Here is a 15,191-nt window from a genome sequence, read left to right as displayed (position 1 = left end):
CCGATCTCAGCCGGCGTCGCCCAACTCGCAGGCGACGCCGTCCTTGTCCCCGTCGATGTACCACTGGTACTCCTCGTGGACACCCCGGGTGTAGGGGCCGTACCCGTTCTCCCTCGCCGCCTTGCAGGTGGCGAACTTACGGTCGGTGCCCTCTCCGGACGTGTTCCCCGAGGTGCCCCCCGTGGTGTTCGCCGGGCGGTTCTGGTCGGTCCCGGTCCCCGAGGTCCCCGTTCCCGAGGTCCCCGAGGGGTTCGTGGCGGCCGGGTCTCCGTTGGTGTTCGCCGGCGGGGTCACGGGCTGGTTGCCGGTGGGGGTCACGGGCTGGTTCTGGTTTCCCTGAGGGGTCAGGGGCTGGTTCGCCGGAGGGGTCGCGCCCGGGTCGGCGGGCGGGGTGAAGACCGATCCGCTCGGCTGCGGGCCGTCCGACGGCTGCGGGACGACGTCGCCCGAGCCGAGCAGCTTGAGGACCATCGCGTCCGCCTGCTCCTTGGTGAAGGAGCCCGCGATGCTCAGGCTGTCGTCGGTGATCGTCTGGGCGACCCTGGGGGCCGCCACCACCTTCTGTCCCACGACGATCGCGATCTGCTGCCTGACCGGGTCGTCCGCGTTCACCGCCTCCGCGGTCAGGTCGTTGATCTGCTCGCGGAAGGTGGGCGCGAACGCGATCCTGACCGAGTAGGCGCCGCTCTTCTCCTGGATGGTCTCGATCTTCCGCACGGCGTTCACGGTGATCCCGGCGCCGAGCGAGTAGCAGTTCTGCCCGAGGTCGTCGGGATAGGTCTCGGCGACCGTGCAGGCTCCGGGCCTCAGCTCGGTCACCGGGGCGAAGTGAATGGGGTTCGCCAGCCGCCTGGGTGGTGTGCCACCGAGCGGCATGTCGGGGTTGCGGGTCATGAGCACCGCGACGGTGCCGAGCACGCCGGTGATCAGCACGACGACGACGAGGGTGGTCACCAGGATCGCGGTCGTGGCGCGGCTCGCCCTGGGCGCTCCCTCCGGCGGCTCTCCGGCCCGCTTCTCGCCGGTCCCCGGCGCGCCCGGGATCGGCCCGCCGGGTCCGGGCCTCACGGGGCCCCGAGTGGGGGGTTCCTTTCCTCCGGCGGGAGGCGGAAGGTCGGAACCGGGGCCGCCCGGCCCCCCGGGAACCGGGCCGCCCGGCTCTTTCACGGTCGGGTCCCCCGGATCGCCGGAGCCCTGCCCCATGGGAATCGTCTTCTCGAAGCCCGGGCCGCTCGGCCCTTGATCGCCGAACCTCGCACCGCCGGGACCCGGGTCGCCGAAGCCGGGGTCACCGGGCCTCACACCGTCGGCGCCAAAAGCAGCAAAACTTGAACGTTTAGCACTAAAAGCATCGAAATCAGAGCCGCCAGAACCACCGAAAGCATCGACGTCGGAGCCACCCCTGCCAGGCCCACCGAAAGCATCGAAGCCAGAGCCGCCAGAACCACCGAAGACGTCGCCATCGGGACCACTTCGGCGGGGATCACCGAGAGCGTCGACGTCGGAGCCACCCCGGCCGGGACCGCCAAAGGCATCGCCGTCAGGACCGACGCGGCCGTAACCACCGAAGGCGTCGAAGCCGGAACCGCCGGGGCCGTGATCAGAACCGGGAACAGGGCCCGGACCGCCGAGACCCCGATCGCCACGCCCTGGGACGCCGAAGGCGGTGTGGCCGTCGGAGCCGTCCGAGGCGTCGGCGGCGTCGGCGGGGCCGTTGACCGGTTTGCCGGGGCCGCGGGCGTGACGTCCGGACGAGGCACCAGAACGCCCCGGCGGGGTGAAGGCGTCATAGGAGCCGGGCGAGGACCACGGTGCGTCAGGGGGGTCGTCAGACCCTCCTGGAGGCCCTTGCGGTACGGGCGGCTCACCCTGCCCCGCGTGCATCCCCATCGTCATATCCCCGTATTCCTCGCATCTGCTCGCGGCGAGCCTACCGACCGGTGCGGGGAGCCGGTAACCCCGCACGTCACGACACCCTCCGGGAGACCGAACGTCGGCGATTGCTGACGGAATGTCATCAACCCCGACCCCATTCCTGCCGCCTTGTGCGTGATGACGCTCTTTCGGGGAACGCACAGTGAATGTAGAGGACACGCGCCCACCCTGGAGGAGCCGTGAAGATCTCCGTTCCCCGCGAGGTCAAGAACCACGAATATCGCGTGGCGCTCACCCCCGCCGGGGCCCACGAGTTCATCCGGAACGGTCACGAGGTCTTCGTCGAGAAGGACGCCGGGGCAGGGTCCTCCATTCCCGACGCCGACTTCCAGAGCGTCGGCGCGACCATCCTGGACTCGGCCGACGAGGTGTGGGCCGCGGGCGAGCTGGTACTGAAGGTCAAGGAGCCGATCTCCGAGGAGTACCACCGGATGCGCAAGGGCCAGGTGCTCTTCACCTACCTGCATCTGGCCGCCTCGCAGGCGTGCACCCGGGCCATGCTGGAGACCGGGGTCACCGGCATCGCCTACGAGACCGTGCAGAACGCGAACGGCTCCCTGCCGCTGCTCGCCCCCATGTCGGAGGTGGCCGGGCGGCTCGCCCCTCAGGTGGGGGCGTACCACCTGATGCGCCCCGAGGGCGGGCGCGGCGTGCTGATGGGCGGGGTGTCGGGAGTGCACCCGGCCAGCGTGGTCGTGATCGGCGCCGGAGTCTCCGGCATGAACGCCGCGGTCATCGCGCTCGGCATGCAGGCGGAGGTGCTGCTGCTCGACCGCGACATCAACAGGCTCCGCCAGGCGGACATGATCTACAGGGGCCACTGCAGGACCATCGCCTCCTCCACGTACGAGATCGAACGGGCGGTGCTGAACGCGGACCTGGTCATCGGCGCGGTGCTGATCCCCGGGGCCAGGGCTCCCAAGCTGGTCGACAACGCGCTGGTCTCGCGGATGAGGCCGGGGTCGGTCCTGGTGGACATCTCCATCGACCAGGGCGGCTGCTTCGAGGACTCCCGGCCCACCACCCACACCGACCCGACCTACCGGGTGCACGGGTCGGTGTTCTACTGCGTGGCCAACATGCCGGGCGCGGTGCCGCACACCTCGACGTACGCGCTGACCAACGTGACCGTCCCCTACGCCCTCGCGATCGCCCAGCTGGGCTGGCGGGAGGCCCTTCGGAGAGATCCGGCGCTGGCCGCGGGCCTGAACACGCACGAGGGGCACCTGACCAACCGGCCCGTGGCCGAGGCTCACGGGCTGGAGGCGGTGCCCCTGGAACAGGTGCTGCGGACCTAGTCGCGGGCCCGGTGGGGCCGGTGCGCCTCGTCAGGACGGCGTCACCGGCGTCGAGACCGGCCGGATCAGGGCGCCGGGGTGGGGCTGGGAACCGGGGCGTCGGTGGCGGGGGCATCGGTCGCGGGAGCGTCCGTGGCCGGGGCGTCACTGGGAGCCGCGGACCCGTCGGGGGCGCCCGGCGGCTGGCTGGGCGCGGTCTCCGGGATGGGCGCCTCGGCGGTGGTGGTGCCCACGCCTCCGCTGCAGGACGCTCCGAGCTCGGGGGTGTCCGGGCCGTTCTTGTACTTGGTGATGAACCTGGGCAGACGCCCGTCGGTCGCGCTGTCCAGCTTGAGCTGGTTGTTCCAGGAGCTGGCCACGACCTTGGAGGGCAGGCCGGGGTACGGGCTCAGGAGCATGTAGTCCTTGGAGGCCAGTTCCCTCAGCTTGTCCACCTCGGCCTTGGGGAGGTCCGGCTGGTAGGTGATCCACACGGCGCCGTGCTCCATGGAGTGGACGGCGTTCTCGTTGTTGATCGGCTGCTCGTAGATGCCACAGTTCTGCCAGGCCGGGTTGTGCTCACCGCCCATCGGCGGGTTCTCCTTGTACGTCACCTTGGTCTGGGTGTGCTGGCTACCGGCGTACTTCGCGGTGGCGACGTTGTCCAGTGAGGTCGCGGCCCGCTCGTTGACCAGGTAGTAGGCGACGACCGCGACCAGCAGGACGACGACGGCACCTCCGGCACCCCACATGAGAAGCGCGGCCCTGCGCTCCTTGCGCCTCTGCTCATCGCGCATGCGGTTGAGGTGCTCGCGCCTCGCCTGCGCCTTTTCCTTGGTCATCAACCCTCCAGCCGGCAAACAACTTCGGGTCACCCTATGCCCTACCGGCGTATGTGGAGAATAAGGGGATGACAACGCGTGATACAGCGACGATTCCCGACAGTGGGTACGCTGGGCAGGTAATGGAAACCCCAGGTAAAGAGGGCGCGACGTCCAGGCGTGGTGGCGTGGTGGTCGGCGTGCTGCTCGGCTGCCTGGTCACGGCGGTCGTGTTGCTGCTCGCGATGGGCAGGACGGCCACTCCGACGGACGCCTCGGCGGAGGCGGGTTTCGCCCGCGACATGGCCGTTCACCACGCCCAGGCCGTCGAGATGTCCTTCATCGCCAGGGACGGCAGCCAGGACGACGCGTTGCGGCGCCTGGCCTACGACATCATCGTCACGCAGACGGCCCAGCGCGGCATCTTCACGGGCTGGCTGCAGCAGTGGGGCCTCACCCAGTCGGGTGATCGTCCCTCCATGGCGTGGATGGCCGGGCACGGTGGCGGCCACGCTGTAACACCGGACGCGCCCGCCGCGATGCCCGGTATGGCAAGTGAGGACGAGCTCAAAAAGCTCCGCGAGGCCACAGGCAAGGAGCAGGAGGTCCTCTTCCTCCAACTCATGATCCGTCATCACGAGGGCGGCGTGCAGATGGGCGAGGGTCTGCTGAAACTGTCCGACCGTGAAGAGGTGGCCACCATGGCACAGCACATCGTCGACGGTCAGACGGGCGAGATCGAGTTGATGACCGACATGTTGCGGCAGCGCGGCGCTCAGCGGCTGCCTTCCATCCTTTAGTGGCGTCGGCGCGTCCCTGTGCGGCCGGTTTCGGGCCAGGGCAGCATGGAGCCAACCTGGCCGGAGGAAAGAGAATGGTGAACGACGAGCCGGAGAACCGCCTGGAGGTGAGCATCTCCGCCGAGGTGGAAATGGGGCAGTACGCCAACTTCGCCTCTGTGTGGCACACCCAGGATGGCTTCGTCCTGGACTTCGCGGTGATCACCAGACCGCCCCAGCTGGCCAACGACCCCTCCTCCGGGCAGCACTTCGTGAGCGTGCCGACCCGGATCGTGAGCCGGATCCGCATCCCCCCGAGCCAGGTCTTCGAGCTGATGAAGGCCCTCGAACAGCAGCTGACCGCGTACGAGCACGAGACGGGTCACAAGAACTGAGGCCCGGCGGGGGTTTCGGCCCTTTGGAAGGGGTCCCCGCGCCGGGCCTTCACGACGCTCCTCACGACCGATCTTGGCTCGGACGTAGCTCCTGCGCCACGGCGGCGGCGAACGCGTCCACGTCGGCCTCGGTGGTGTCGAACGCGGTCATCCAGCGGACCTCGCCGGTGGCCTCGTTCCAGGTGTAGAACCGGAAACGCTTCTGCAGGCGCTCGGTCACGTCCGCCGGCAGGATCGCGAAGACCGCGTTGGCCTGCACCGGGCGCGGGATCTCCACCCCCGGCACGTCCCGCACGGCGTCGGCGAGCCGCCGGGCCATCGCGTTGGCGTTGCGGGCGTTGCGCAGCCAAAGGTCGCCCGCGAGCAGCGCCTCGAACTGCACCGCGACGAACCGCATCTTGGAGGCGAGCTGCATCGCGCTCTTGCGCAGGTAGCGCAGGCCGCGCACGGCGTCGGGGTTGAGCACCACGACGGCCTCGCCGAACATCAGACCGGCCTTGGTGCCGCCGAAGGACAGCACGTCCACGCCCACGTCGGTGGTGAACGCGCGCAGCGGCACGTCCAGCGCGGCGGCGGCGTTGGTCGCACGGGCGCCGTCGAGGTGGACGAGCATGCCGAGGTCGTGGGCGTGGTCGCAGATCGCGCCGATCTCCTGGGGCGTGTAGAGCGTGCCCAGCTCGGTGGTCTGCGTGATCGACACCACCTTGGGCTGTGCCCGGTGCTCGTCGCCGAAGCCCCACGCCTGCCTGTCGATCAGCTCGGGGGTGAGCTTGCCGTCCGGGGTGGCGACCGGCAGCAGCTTGAGCCCCGCCGACCGCTCGGGGGCGCCGCCCTCGTCGGTGTGGATGTGCGCCGACTCCGCGCAGACCACCGCCTCCCAGTGGGCGGTCATCGAGCGGAGCGCGACCACGTTGGCGCCGGTGCCGTTGAACATCGGCCACGCCTGAGCGGCGGGGCCGAAGTGCTTCTTGAAGACCTCCTGGAGCGCGGCGGTGTAGACGTCGTCGCCGTACGCGGTCTGGTGGCCCCCGTTGGCGAGCGCGATCGCCTGGAGGATCTCCGGGTGGACCCCGGCGTAGTTGTCGCTGGCGAAGCCCTTCACCAGCGGGTCGTGCCTGCGGATGGCGTCCGTCACGCGGTCCTCCCCTCCTGCCTCGCGTCGGCGGTGAGGTCGATCCTGGTGCCGTTGGCGTCGGTCTTCCACAGGTCGTCGATCGCCTCGGCGAGGTCGTCGACGTCGGTGAAGCCGGGGAACGTCCGCTCGGGGCTCGCCGCGCGCATGCCCTCGTGCACGAGCGCCTTGACGACCAGGATGTTCGCGGTGGAGGCGGTGCCCTCCAGGGCGTCGGCGAAGGCGAGGGTCCAGGCCTCGGAGGCGGCCTTCGCCGTGCCGTACGCCGCGTTGCCCTGGGTGGGGCGCTCGGCCGCCTTCGCGGAGACGATGGCGAACCGGCCGCGCTCACTCGCCCTGAGCAGCGGCTCGAAGGCGAGCGTGACGTGCTGGAGGGTACGGATCAGCAGGTCGTGCAGGAGCTCCCAGTCGTCCAGCGACGTCTCGGCGAAGGTCTTGGACCCGCGCCAGCCGCCGACCAGGTGCACGATCCCGTCCACCCTGCCGTGTTCCGCCCGCACGTCCGCCGCGAGCCTCTGCACGGCGGCGGCGTCGAGCAGGTCGACCGCGAGGCACCCGTCGGCGCCGCTCTTGTCGACGCCGATCACCGTGTGACCCTCGCCGGTGAACCTGCGGACGACGGCCCGGCCGGCGGGGCCGCCCGCACCGGTGACAAGGATGATCATGCTCGGATCCCCTTCGTGGAGTCGACGACATCGCCGAGCTTACGGCGCAGGGCCTCGTAGAACATGCTCAGCGGGAACTCGTCGGGCAGCACCGCGTCCACCACGGCCTTGGGAAATCCCTCGACGGGCAGGGCGTCGGCCCCGCCGGCCCAGACCGAGGCGGGGTTCGGCGCGACGTAGGTGGCGACCAGCTGGTGGGCGGCGAGCCAGTGGGCGAGCTTGGAGCGGTCGATGCCGTCCCTGTAGAGCTTCTCGACCTCGCCCCGCAGGTCCGCGACCCCCTCGGCGAGCCGGTCCCAGTCGACGCTGAGCCGGTTGTCGGTCCAGCGGACGACGTCGTTGCGGTGCAGGTAGGAGAAGAGCAGCTGCCCGCCCAGGCCGTCGTAGTTGCGGACCCGGTTACCGGTGATCGGGAAGCGGAACAGCCGGTCGAACAGGATCGCGAGCTGGACGTAGCGGGCGTGCGGCACGCCTTCGCGCTCCAGCTTCACGGCCTCGCCGAACGCGGTGAGGTCGCAGCGCAGCTCCTCCAGGGAGTAGAGCCAGTACGGCATGCGCTGCTTGATCATGAAGGGGTCGAACGGCAGGTCGCCGTGGCTGTGGGTACGGTCGTGGATGAGGTCCCAGAGCACGAAGGTGTCCTGGGCCAGCTCCTGCGACGCGATCAGCCTGGCCGCGTCCGGCGGCAGCGCGAGCTTCAGCGTGGCCGCGGCGGCACCGCTCACCACGCGGAACCTCGCGGCCTCCCGGTCGGCGAAGATCCCGCCCCAGGTGAAGCGGGCCGGGGTCTCGCGGACCGCGACGGTCTCGGGGAAGAGCACCGCGGAGTTGGTGTCGTACCCGGAGGTGAAGTCCTCGAAGGCGATCGGCACGAACATCGGGTTGTCGTAGCGAGTCCGCTCCAGCTCGGCCAGCCATTCGGGCCAGATCGTACGGATCCACACGGCCTCGATGTGGCGGAAGGTGGTGCCGTTCTGGGTGTACATCGGGAAGACGACCAGGTGCTCCAGCCCGTCCACCCGCTGGGTGTCGGGGTGGAAGGCGTCGAGCGCGTCGAGGAAGTCGGGGACGCCCAGCCCCTGGTCGACCCACTTGCCGAAGTCGGCGACGACGGCGGCCAGGTAGGCGGCGTCGTGCGGGAAGCGCGGCGCGAGCCGCTCGACGTGTCCGACGATCTTCGAGACCAGCTCGGTGGCCCGCTCCCGGTCGCTCTCCTCCTGGATCGAGCCGTCCTTGGCCTGCAGCGGCCTGATCGCCTCGACGGCTTCCTTGAGTCCCTGGAACTCGGCGCGGGCCTCGGAGTCCTCCACGGCCTCGGACCTCCCGGCGGCCGAGCCCTTGGCGGCGGGGTTCTTGACGGCGGAGCTCTTGACGGCGGGGACGCGGGCGGCCCAGGTGACGAGGTTGCCCCAGAGCACGGCGTGGTCGTAGTCGCCGATCGAGTCGTCACCGAACAGGTCGGAGTCGGCGACCACCACGACGCGGCCCTCCCCGTGCCGTACGGCCACCGCCAGCGGGCGGTTCGCGGGGGTCGCGGTGGGCGAGGTGGCGAACAGGACGGTCGCGTGGTCGGAGACGGTGAGCGTCCCCGCCCGGTAGAAGCAGGCGCGGCGCGCCCCGGCGAGCAGGTCCTGCCCGCTTCGAGAGTCGTGCGAGGCGTTCCGGGGGGTGCCCAGGACCCAGGAGGCCACGCCGTTGTGTGCGCTCCCGGGGTCCCGGACGAGGGTGTGCTCGACGCCCACGCCGAAGCGCGCGAGCAGCTCGGTGAGGTTGCTGCCGTACTTCTCCTGCTCGTACTCGGCCAGCACGACGAGCCCGCCGCCGTCGCGGACGTACTCCTCGATCGCGTCGAGCTCCTCGACGGGGAGGACCGGGCTGCCCAGCCCGGTGGTGTGCTCCCACCGGTCGGCGGAGGGATGCGCGATCACCAGTACGTCCCGCGCGCTCAGCAGGCCAGGGGTGAGCGGCCCCTCGACGTGCGCGTCCACGGAGTGGCCCAGCCCGCGCAGCAGCCCGGCCGCACGGGCGTAGCTGCTGTCGTCGGGGTGGCCGGGATTCATCGTCTCGGCCACATCCCGCCGGATGGTCCACGACTCGCTGTGTGCCTCGTCGAACAGTACGCGCGGGAAAGCTGACACGATAAATCCTCCTTCAGGTGAGAGTGGATAACGGAAAATATACACAACATATGCCCATTTTCGTGCATCCCTTACGGGACAGGAGGTTGGAAGATCGAATCCCTACGGGAAGGGCGAGAGGGAGGCCGGCCGGTGAGTCGGTCGATACGAACAGTGACCATCTGTGGCGGCTCCCGGCCATGGAAACGCCTCGCGCAATAGCCTGATCGCATGGACATCGCGGACCTGGCGGTCGCCGTGATCGGTGCCGTGGTGAGCATCGCGGGCGCCTAATTCGCCTGGATCTCCGTGAGAAGAGAGGTCTCCAGAAGGCGTGCCTCCCGCACCCCGATCTCCCCGGCACCCTCCCCCCGAAGCGGTGGCACGACGACCTACGACGTGTTCGTCTCCTACTCGCACGACGACGCCGACATCGTCGCCGACCTGGCCGGGCGGCTGGAACGACGCGGCATCCGGGTGGCCTGGCTCGGGGGCTGACGGCGGCCGGGGTGCCCGGCGTGCTGGCGATGACCGCCTCGGTCACCGACCCGTACGCCATCGCCCTGGCCGGGCAGCTCTACTACGAGCTGGCGGTTCGGGACGTCCCCGAGGTGCTGCCCGCGTTCTGCGACGCGCGTCGGCGGCTGGAGGAGGAGCGGCGGCGACTGCCCCCGGACAGCCTGGGCGCCTCGCTCGTGGAGTGGGCCACTCCCGCGCTGTTCCAGCGTGGCCCGTCGATCTCGCTGTACGACGCCGCCGACGGGTTCGAGGCGGGCCTGGTGGTCTCGGCGGTCAGTCAGACCAGCCCTGACCAGCTCCTCGAGGAGATCGGCCGCACCCTGCTGACGGCCTTCACCGACGAGCGGATCCGTCACCTGGCACTCACCGTACGAGAGCCTCGGTACGAGTGGGCCGACCGGCTCCAGTCACTCGGGTGGCTCCTCGTCCAGGTGCCGGTGACCCTGCTGCTGGACAACTTCGAGGACAATCTGTCGCACGACGGCACCGGATGGACGGTCCTCAACGAGGAACTGGCCGGGTTCCTGACCGCCTGGATCCGTCTGCGAGGCAGGCACAAGCTGCTGATCACCAGCCGCCACCCCTTCCCCTCCCCAAACGCGCCGAACGTCGTCTGCACGTCCACCACCTCGGTCCGCTCTCCCTCTCCGAGGCCCGCAAGCTGATGTGGCGACTGCCCGGACTGGACGCGCTGCCGGTCGCCGAGCGACAGCGGGCCTGGTTCGACGTAGGCGGTCATCCCCGCACGCTGGAATACCTGGACGCCCTGCTCCGGGGTGGCCGGGCCCGCTTCGACGATGTCCGCGAACGTCTGGAGGACCTCCTCGACCGGCGTGGCATTCCCGATCCCGGGGAGTGGTTGCGTGCCGCCGGTTCGGGGTTGGACGCGGCGTTGGCGGAGGCGGTGACGTTGGCGGTGGACGACACGTTGCTGGGTGAGCTGGTGGGTTCGCTGGACGATCTGTCGCGTGCGCTGCTGGTTGGAGCGTCGGCGTTTCGGGTGGCGGTGGATCGGGTGGGGGTGACCTGGCCGGTCTCGACTCCGGTGCCGGAGGATCCGGAGCGGCTGGATGAGCTGCTGCGGCGGGCGTGGGAGAGGAATCCGCGGGCCGGGGTGGAGGATCTGGGGCTGGCGGAGGAGGAGCTGGAGCAGGCGCGAGAGGACATGGCGCAGGAGCGCGGGGAGTTCGAGCGGGCACTGGAGCACTACCACCGGGCCCTCATCATCAACCAGGAACTCGGCAACCGCGCGGGCATGGCCGGCGGCTACGGCCAGATCAGTATCTTGTACACCAAGACGGGCAGGGCCGCCGAGGCCGTGGCCTTCACCGTGCGCGGCCTGCTCATCTGTGCCGAACTCCGGTCACCCGAGATCAGGATCGATCTGTACTGGCTCGGACGGCAGCGCGAGGCCCTCGGCGAGGCCGAGTTCCGGCGCCTTCTCGCCGAACACCTGGACGCCCAGGCCGTCGACACCGTCATCGGCTGGCTCGACCAGTCCAACGAGTGATCCTTCACCGGACGGCGAAGCCGGGCCGGTCCAGGCGGTGCTCCGCAGGCCGCCTCCTCTCGCGTACGCGTCCCGCCGGCACATGAACCGAGCATGGTCGGCGTGGGCTGAGCGGCCGACCTCACCTCACGTAGCGTGTTTAATCAACCACAAAGGGTACAAAAGGGATGAAGGTCACAAAGATGCCGTGAGCGTTCTCCAGGGGGGAAGATGCCTGTACGGAGTGCCCGATCCGTTGCCGTTCCGGCAGCGGCACTGCTGGCCGTGACACTGCTCGTCGGCGGCTGCGGCGGCGGTCAGTCGACCGCCGTGAAACCGGAAGCCGCCGCGGCCACGACGCCCGCGGCCGTTCCGCCCGCCGCGGGCGCCCCGCCCGCCGCCGACCTCTCCGGGGAGGACACCGCCCAGGAGTACACCGCGGAGGAGTGCCCCGTCGGCGTCAACGCCAAGAGGTTCGCCAAGACCCGCTTCGCGCTGCACGCGGGCCTCGCACTGGGCGCCTTCTACCGCTACATCTACAAACCGCTGCAGAGCGGCGGTTTCAAGGCCGGAGCGGAGAAACGGAAGCGGACCTTCGCCAAGGCCGCCGTCGCCGGTCTCTTCACCCTTCACGAACTGAAGGTGGCCCGGCGCTTCGCCCTGGCCAACCCGACGCTGTGCAAGGGCGTCAAGGCGGTCACCGACAGCTTCGGCACCCTGACCGCCAAGCTGAAGAACGGCACCGCCACCGAGGCCGACCTCCAGGCCGGCAAGGACTCCTTCAACAACCTCCGGCAGAACGCCACGCAGCACGGCTACGACTTCAAGGAGAAGACCGCCGTCGTCCCCGGCGCGGGCTGAGGGCACATCCGGTCGGCAGGTCCTGGGACACAGGGCCTGCCCCGGCCGGCACACCGCCGATCCTCCGGCGAACGGCGCCACCCTCGCGCGGACGGCTTTCCCGCACCCCGGCATCCGGTCGCCACCGACGGTGAACGCGACGGACCCATCCCCACGGCAGCCGGTGAGCGCCCGACCAGGGCCGGTCGGCGAGCGCGGCGATCGGCGGCACGATTTCTCGCCCCGGCGCCCCGTATCGTCACCGCCCCCGGCTCGACGAGATCGCGCGTTCGACGGGGTGAGCAACGGCGAACGCGCCGTCGGTAACCGCACCCCTCACGGTCCCCGCCTTTTCAACTTCGGGCACTTACGTCCTGACGCCCAGCAGTAACAAAACAGGGAGTCATTGCGAAATCGAGCCGAAACAGGCGCTGTTTACCTTTGCCTGGCCCGATGATTCCAAGGTAAAGAGGTGAGGCGGTCATCGACCGCATACATTCAGGACACATTTCTTCGGAATGGGATTCGAGGCTCGTGAAGGCCGACGGCACCCGGCCACCGGTCGCATGAGCGGCTTTTGATCCGACCCACCCGACCCCCGCCACCAAGGCCGGGGGCTCGACGGTTGGACCAGCGCCCCTCAGCCCTTCCCCTGCCATCACCGCTGCTCATAGAGCTGCTCTCAACATCGGGCGGAACCCGGGCTCGCGTGAGATCCGTTCCTGGCCGCGTTTCACGGCCCAGTTGGAAGGATCACGTTCAGGGCCGGTGCCGCCGACCGAATCATGCTTACCGATATACCGCCGAGAACACATCCGGAATTCTCGGGAACCCACCATGAGCATTTACGGGTTCACGGCACGGTAAACTCCTGGAGGAAAATCCTTTGTTGGCACGGTTCAAGCGATTCATGTCCGCGCTGGTCGTAGTCGTGCTTGTCGTCCTGATGGCGGATACGGCACACGCCGACTTCAATCCCATCGGCTCCGAACCTTATGTCCCCTACGCCCAACCGGCGGACGCGGACATTCCCCGGCGAGGCTGCGCCACCACGCTGTCCAACCCCGGGAACGCCGCGGGGAGTATCCCCGCGGTCCAGGTGATCTACGCCTGGCACGAGGAGTCCGGGAACCGCTACGACGACTTCGTCGAGAGGATCGCCAAGATCGTCGACCGGGTGGACTGGTCACTGGACGAGTCCACGAACTACGACCAGCATGTCAATCTGAGCTGCCGGACCGGCTACGGCACCGGCAGCTACGCGGACTACGCGCGCGCCCTCGTGGTGCCGGAGAAGATCGAGAACGGGGTGATCGGCGGCGAGACCGCCGCGGACGTCATCGAGGACGACCTGGTGGCGGCGGGTTACGACCACACCAACCGTACCTACATGGTGTTCGAGGACTTCGACGGGACGGCGCAGGCCTTCTGCGAAGTCCTGTGCGTCGCGGCGACCGACGAGTGGGACAGCGCGACCATGCTGCACGAGTTCATCCACCTGTTCGACGTCGACCACGCCAAGGTCACCGAGACGGTCCTCCATGAGGACACCGACGTCATGTCCACCCAGTGGCACACCTGGCAGGTGGACCAGGAGTTCAACAACTACTACGACCCGAGCGAGACCACGGCAACGTTCTACACGAGCTCCCATCCGCACCCGCGCAAGGCCAACCTCGCCACCTGGTCGATGCTCACCCCGCCGCTCTGCTGCGACATCGGGTACAGCAACGACCTGCTGACCGCGCAGGAACGCACGATCGAGGCGGACGCGCCCTATGGGTTCCCCACGGGCTTCACCATCTCCGGCGGCGGATGGATTCAGGTCACCCCACCTGCGACGGACCAGCAGGTGTCGGCCCGCTACTACGACGGCCGACGGTCCTTGACCGTGAACGTCCAGTCGTGGGCCGAGGGGATCCTGTCGGTCACCCGCAGGCCCCAGGTGACGCCGGGGCAGCGGTACAGGTTCTTCGTCCGGCTGACGACCGCCACCTCCGGCGGCGTCAAGCTGAGGCTCTCCTGGTACAACGCGTCGAACGCGCTGATCTCGAACAGTGACAGCTCGCTCCACGCCCTGACGTCTGATTGGGCGGAGCGCAACGTCTCGGCGGTCGCACCGGCCGGCGCGGCCACCGTGCAGCTCTCGGTGGTGAGCCCGAACGGCCAGTCCTTCGCCTACGTGGTGGACAGCCTCCAACTCAACCGTTGTGACAACACGCGGACCAGCGACGGATGCCGGCTGGACAGCGGCCTGCCCACCCCCTGACAGGTGTCCCGTTCGTCGTGTCGACCGGCTGATCCGCGCTCCCCACGAGCGCGGGATCGGCCGGTCCTCCCGGGCCGCGGCAAAAGGCCCCGTGATCGCGCCCCTTCGCATACGCCGCATTCGGCGGGCCGGGTAAATCTCGTCCCCCCGGCTCCGCCCTCGGTGAAAGGCATGGTCTCGTTCTCTCGCGCCCCCTTACGCTCACGGCATGGAGATCATTCAGCTGCTGCCGGAGCTTCACCTGCTTCGTTTCGAGGTCGGGCAGGCCTACCTCTGGAACGCCCCCGAGGCGCTGACGCTGATCGACACCGGCACGGTCGGCTCCGGAGCCGGGGTCGCGGAGGCGATCCGCGCTCTTGGCCGCGAGCCCGGTGACCTGCGAAACGTCGTCCTGACCCATTTCCACGAGGACCACACCGGTTCAGCGGCCGAGGTCGCCACCTGGGGTGAGGTGACGGTGATGGCGCACCGCCTGGAGGCGCCGATCATCCGGGGGGGGCTCCCGGGCCACCGCCCGTCTTCACCGACGCGCCCGACTGGGAGCGCGACTTCTACGAGAACAAGCCGGCGCTGCCGGCCGCACCACCCTCGCGGGTGGATCGCGAGTTGGAGGACGGCGACGTGCTGGACTTCGGCGGCGGTGCGCGGGTGGTCGGCGTTCCCGGCCACACCGACGGGAGCGTCGCCGTCTACCTGCCCGGCCGTCGCGTCCTGTTCACCGGCGACGCCGTCGCGAGCGTGGACGGCTCCCCCATCCTCGGTGTGTTCAACACCGACCGTCCTCGCGCCGTCGAGTCTTTCCGCAGGCTCGCCGAGCTCGACGTCGAGACGGCCTGCTTCGGGCACGGCGACCCACTGACCGGACGGGCAGGAGAGGCGTCGAAGGCCCTGCGTACGGTGGCGGCCCAACTCCCGGCCTGAACACGGGTCACACCGGGAAACGGCTGTCTCGG

The 15,191-nt window shown here is 69.4% G+C and carries 15 protein-coding genes and 1 pseudogene; 10 read left to right on the top strand and 6 right to left on the bottom strand.

Annotated features, from left to right (window positions below; translation table 11 throughout):
• Positions 1 to 6: 6 nt before the first annotated feature.
• The gene (locus ABZ664_RS02755) at positions 7 to 1,068 is read right to left on the bottom strand and encodes an excalibur calcium-binding domain-containing protein (protein WP_362501974.1); all 1,062 of its coding nucleotides are present in this window, start codon (positions 1,066 to 1,068) and stop codon (positions 7 to 9) included.
• A gap of 230 nt (positions 1,069 to 1,298) precedes the next feature.
• Complete coding sequence (locus ABZ664_RS02750; protein ID WP_362501972.1) at positions 1,299 to 1,646, bottom strand: hypothetical protein; 348 nt, start codon at positions 1,644 to 1,646, stop codon at positions 1,299 to 1,301.
• A 468-nt stretch (positions 1,647 to 2,114) separates the two neighbouring features.
• On the opposite strand from ABZ664_RS02750, the gene ald reads away from it, so the two are divergent.
• Positions 2,115 to 3,233, top strand: a complete 1,119-nt coding sequence (gene ald / locus ABZ664_RS02745) for an alanine dehydrogenase (protein WP_362501970.1) — start codon at positions 2,115 to 2,117, stop codon at positions 3,231 to 3,233.
• Positions 3,234 to 3,298: 65 nt separating this feature from the next.
• On the opposite strand, the gene ABZ664_RS02740 is transcribed toward ald, so the two are convergent.
• The gene (locus ABZ664_RS02740) at positions 3,299 to 4,054 is read right to left on the bottom strand and encodes a DUF3105 domain-containing protein (RefSeq protein ID WP_362501968.1); all 756 of its coding nucleotides are present in this window, start codon (positions 4,052 to 4,054) and stop codon (positions 3,299 to 3,301) included.
• Positions 4,055 to 4,176: 122 nt separating this feature from the next.
• Between ABZ664_RS02740 and ABZ664_RS02735 the strand changes: the two genes are divergently transcribed.
• Positions 4,177 to 4,833, top strand: a complete 657-nt coding sequence (locus ABZ664_RS02735) for a DUF305 domain-containing protein (protein WP_362501967.1) — start codon at positions 4,177 to 4,179, stop codon at positions 4,831 to 4,833.
• A 74-nt stretch (positions 4,834 to 4,907) separates the two neighbouring features.
• Positions 4,908 to 5,207 (top strand): DUF3467 domain-containing protein, encoded by a 300-nt coding sequence (locus ABZ664_RS02730; RefSeq protein ID WP_329092600.1) that lies wholly within the window; start codon positions 4,908 to 4,910, stop codon positions 5,205 to 5,207.
• 61 nt (positions 5,208 to 5,268) lie between these two features.
• Here ABZ664_RS02730 and ABZ664_RS02725 read toward each other — a convergent pair whose 3' ends face one another.
• From ABZ664_RS02725 to ABZ664_RS02715, 3 genes are read right to left on the bottom strand one after another with little or no spacing between them, the layout of a single operon-like run.
• Complete coding sequence (locus ABZ664_RS02725) at positions 5,269 to 6,342, bottom strand: low specificity L-threonine aldolase (RefSeq protein ID WP_362501965.1); 1,074 nt, start codon at positions 6,340 to 6,342, stop codon at positions 5,269 to 5,271.
• Positions 6,339 to 7,004, bottom strand: coding sequence for an SDR family NAD(P)-dependent oxidoreductase (locus ABZ664_RS02720; protein WP_362501963.1), 666 nt, complete (start codon positions 7,002 to 7,004; stop codon positions 6,339 to 6,341). Before ABZ664_RS02720 ends, ABZ664_RS02725 begins: the two co-directional genes overlap by 4 nt.
• Positions 7,001 to 9,142: a DUF6421 family protein gene (locus ABZ664_RS02715; protein WP_362501961.1), complete on the bottom strand. Its 2,142-nt coding sequence runs from the start codon at positions 9,140 to 9,142 to the stop codon at positions 7,001 to 7,003. Before ABZ664_RS02715 ends, ABZ664_RS02720 begins: the two co-directional genes overlap by 4 nt.
• 288 nt (positions 9,143 to 9,430) lie before the next feature.
• On the opposite strand from ABZ664_RS02715, the gene ABZ664_RS02710 reads away from it, so the two are divergent.
• The 7 genes and pseudogenes from ABZ664_RS02710 to ABZ664_RS02680 all read left to right on the top strand — a co-directional run bounded on the left by ABZ664_RS02710 (position 9,431) and on the right by ABZ664_RS02680 (position 15,159).
• Entirely contained in the window at positions 9,431 to 9,619 is a 189-nt protein-coding gene (locus ABZ664_RS02710) for a TIR domain-containing protein (RefSeq protein ID WP_362501959.1), read from the top strand.
• Positions 9,620 to 9,639: 20 nt separating this feature from the next.
• On the top strand, positions 9,640 to 10,305 hold the full coding sequence (locus ABZ664_RS02705; protein ID WP_362501957.1) for a hypothetical protein: 666 nt from the start codon (positions 9,640 to 9,642) through the stop codon (positions 10,303 to 10,305).
• Entirely contained in the window at positions 10,305 to 11,150 is an 846-nt protein-coding gene (locus ABZ664_RS02700; RefSeq protein ID WP_362501955.1) for a hypothetical protein, read from the top strand. The genes ABZ664_RS02705 and ABZ664_RS02700 overlap by 1 nt, the downstream gene beginning before the upstream one ends.
• 210 nt (positions 11,151 to 11,360) lie before the next feature.
• On the top strand, positions 11,361 to 11,990 hold the full coding sequence (locus ABZ664_RS02695; protein ID WP_362501953.1) for a hypothetical protein: 630 nt from the start codon (positions 11,361 to 11,363) through the stop codon (positions 11,988 to 11,990).
• Between the two features lie 868 nt (positions 11,991 to 12,858).
• Positions 12,859 to 14,238 carry a hypothetical protein gene (locus ABZ664_RS02690; RefSeq protein ID WP_362501951.1) on the top strand — a complete coding sequence of 460 codons (1,380 nt, stop codon included), beginning with the start codon at positions 12,859 to 12,861 and terminating at the stop codon, positions 14,236 to 14,238.
• Positions 14,239 to 14,446: 208 nt separating this feature from the next.
• Positions 14,447 to 14,701, top strand: a pseudogene (locus ABZ664_RS02685) (MBL fold metallo-hydrolase); the annotation flags it as partial.
• A 131-nt stretch (positions 14,702 to 14,832) separates the two neighbouring features.
• Positions 14,833 to 15,159 carry an MBL fold metallo-hydrolase gene (locus tag ABZ664_RS02680; protein ID WP_362501949.1) on the top strand — a complete coding sequence of 109 codons (327 nt, stop codon included), beginning with the start codon at positions 14,833 to 14,835 and terminating at the stop codon, positions 15,157 to 15,159.
• Positions 15,160 to 15,191 lie beyond the last annotated feature (32 nt).

The organism is Streptosporangium sp. NPDC006930, from assembly GCF_040635605.1.
Lineage (GTDB): Bacteria > Actinomycetota > Actinomycetes > Streptosporangiales > Streptosporangiaceae > Streptosporangium.
Note: the sequence above shows the minus strand (reverse complement) of the source record. Positions and strands in the feature narration are given on the sequence as shown.

Bases quoted from the DNA above. Each gene is read 5' to 3' on its own strand.
- ABZ664_RS02740 (WP_362501968.1), bottom strand. From the start codon at position 4,054: ATGACCAAGGAAAAGGCGCAGGCGAGGCGCGAGCACCTCAACCGCATG.
- ABZ664_RS02735 (WP_362501967.1), top strand. From the start codon at position 4,177: ATGGAAACCCCAGGTAAAGAGGGCGCGACGTCCAGGCGTGGTGGCGTG.
- ABZ664_RS02730 (WP_329092600.1), top strand. From the start codon at position 4,908: ATGGTGAACGACGAGCCGGAGAACCGCCTGGAGGTGAGCATCTCCGCC.
- ABZ664_RS02720 (WP_362501963.1), bottom strand. From the start codon at position 7,004: ATGATCATCCTTGTCACCGGTGCGGGCGGCCCCGCCGGCCGGGCCGTC.
- ABZ664_RS02700 (WP_362501955.1), top strand. From the start codon at position 10,305: ATGTGGCGACTGCCCGGACTGGACGCGCTGCCGGTCGCCGAGCGACAG.
- ABZ664_RS02695 (WP_362501953.1), top strand. From the start codon at position 11,361: ATGCCTGTACGGAGTGCCCGATCCGTTGCCGTTCCGGCAGCGGCACTG.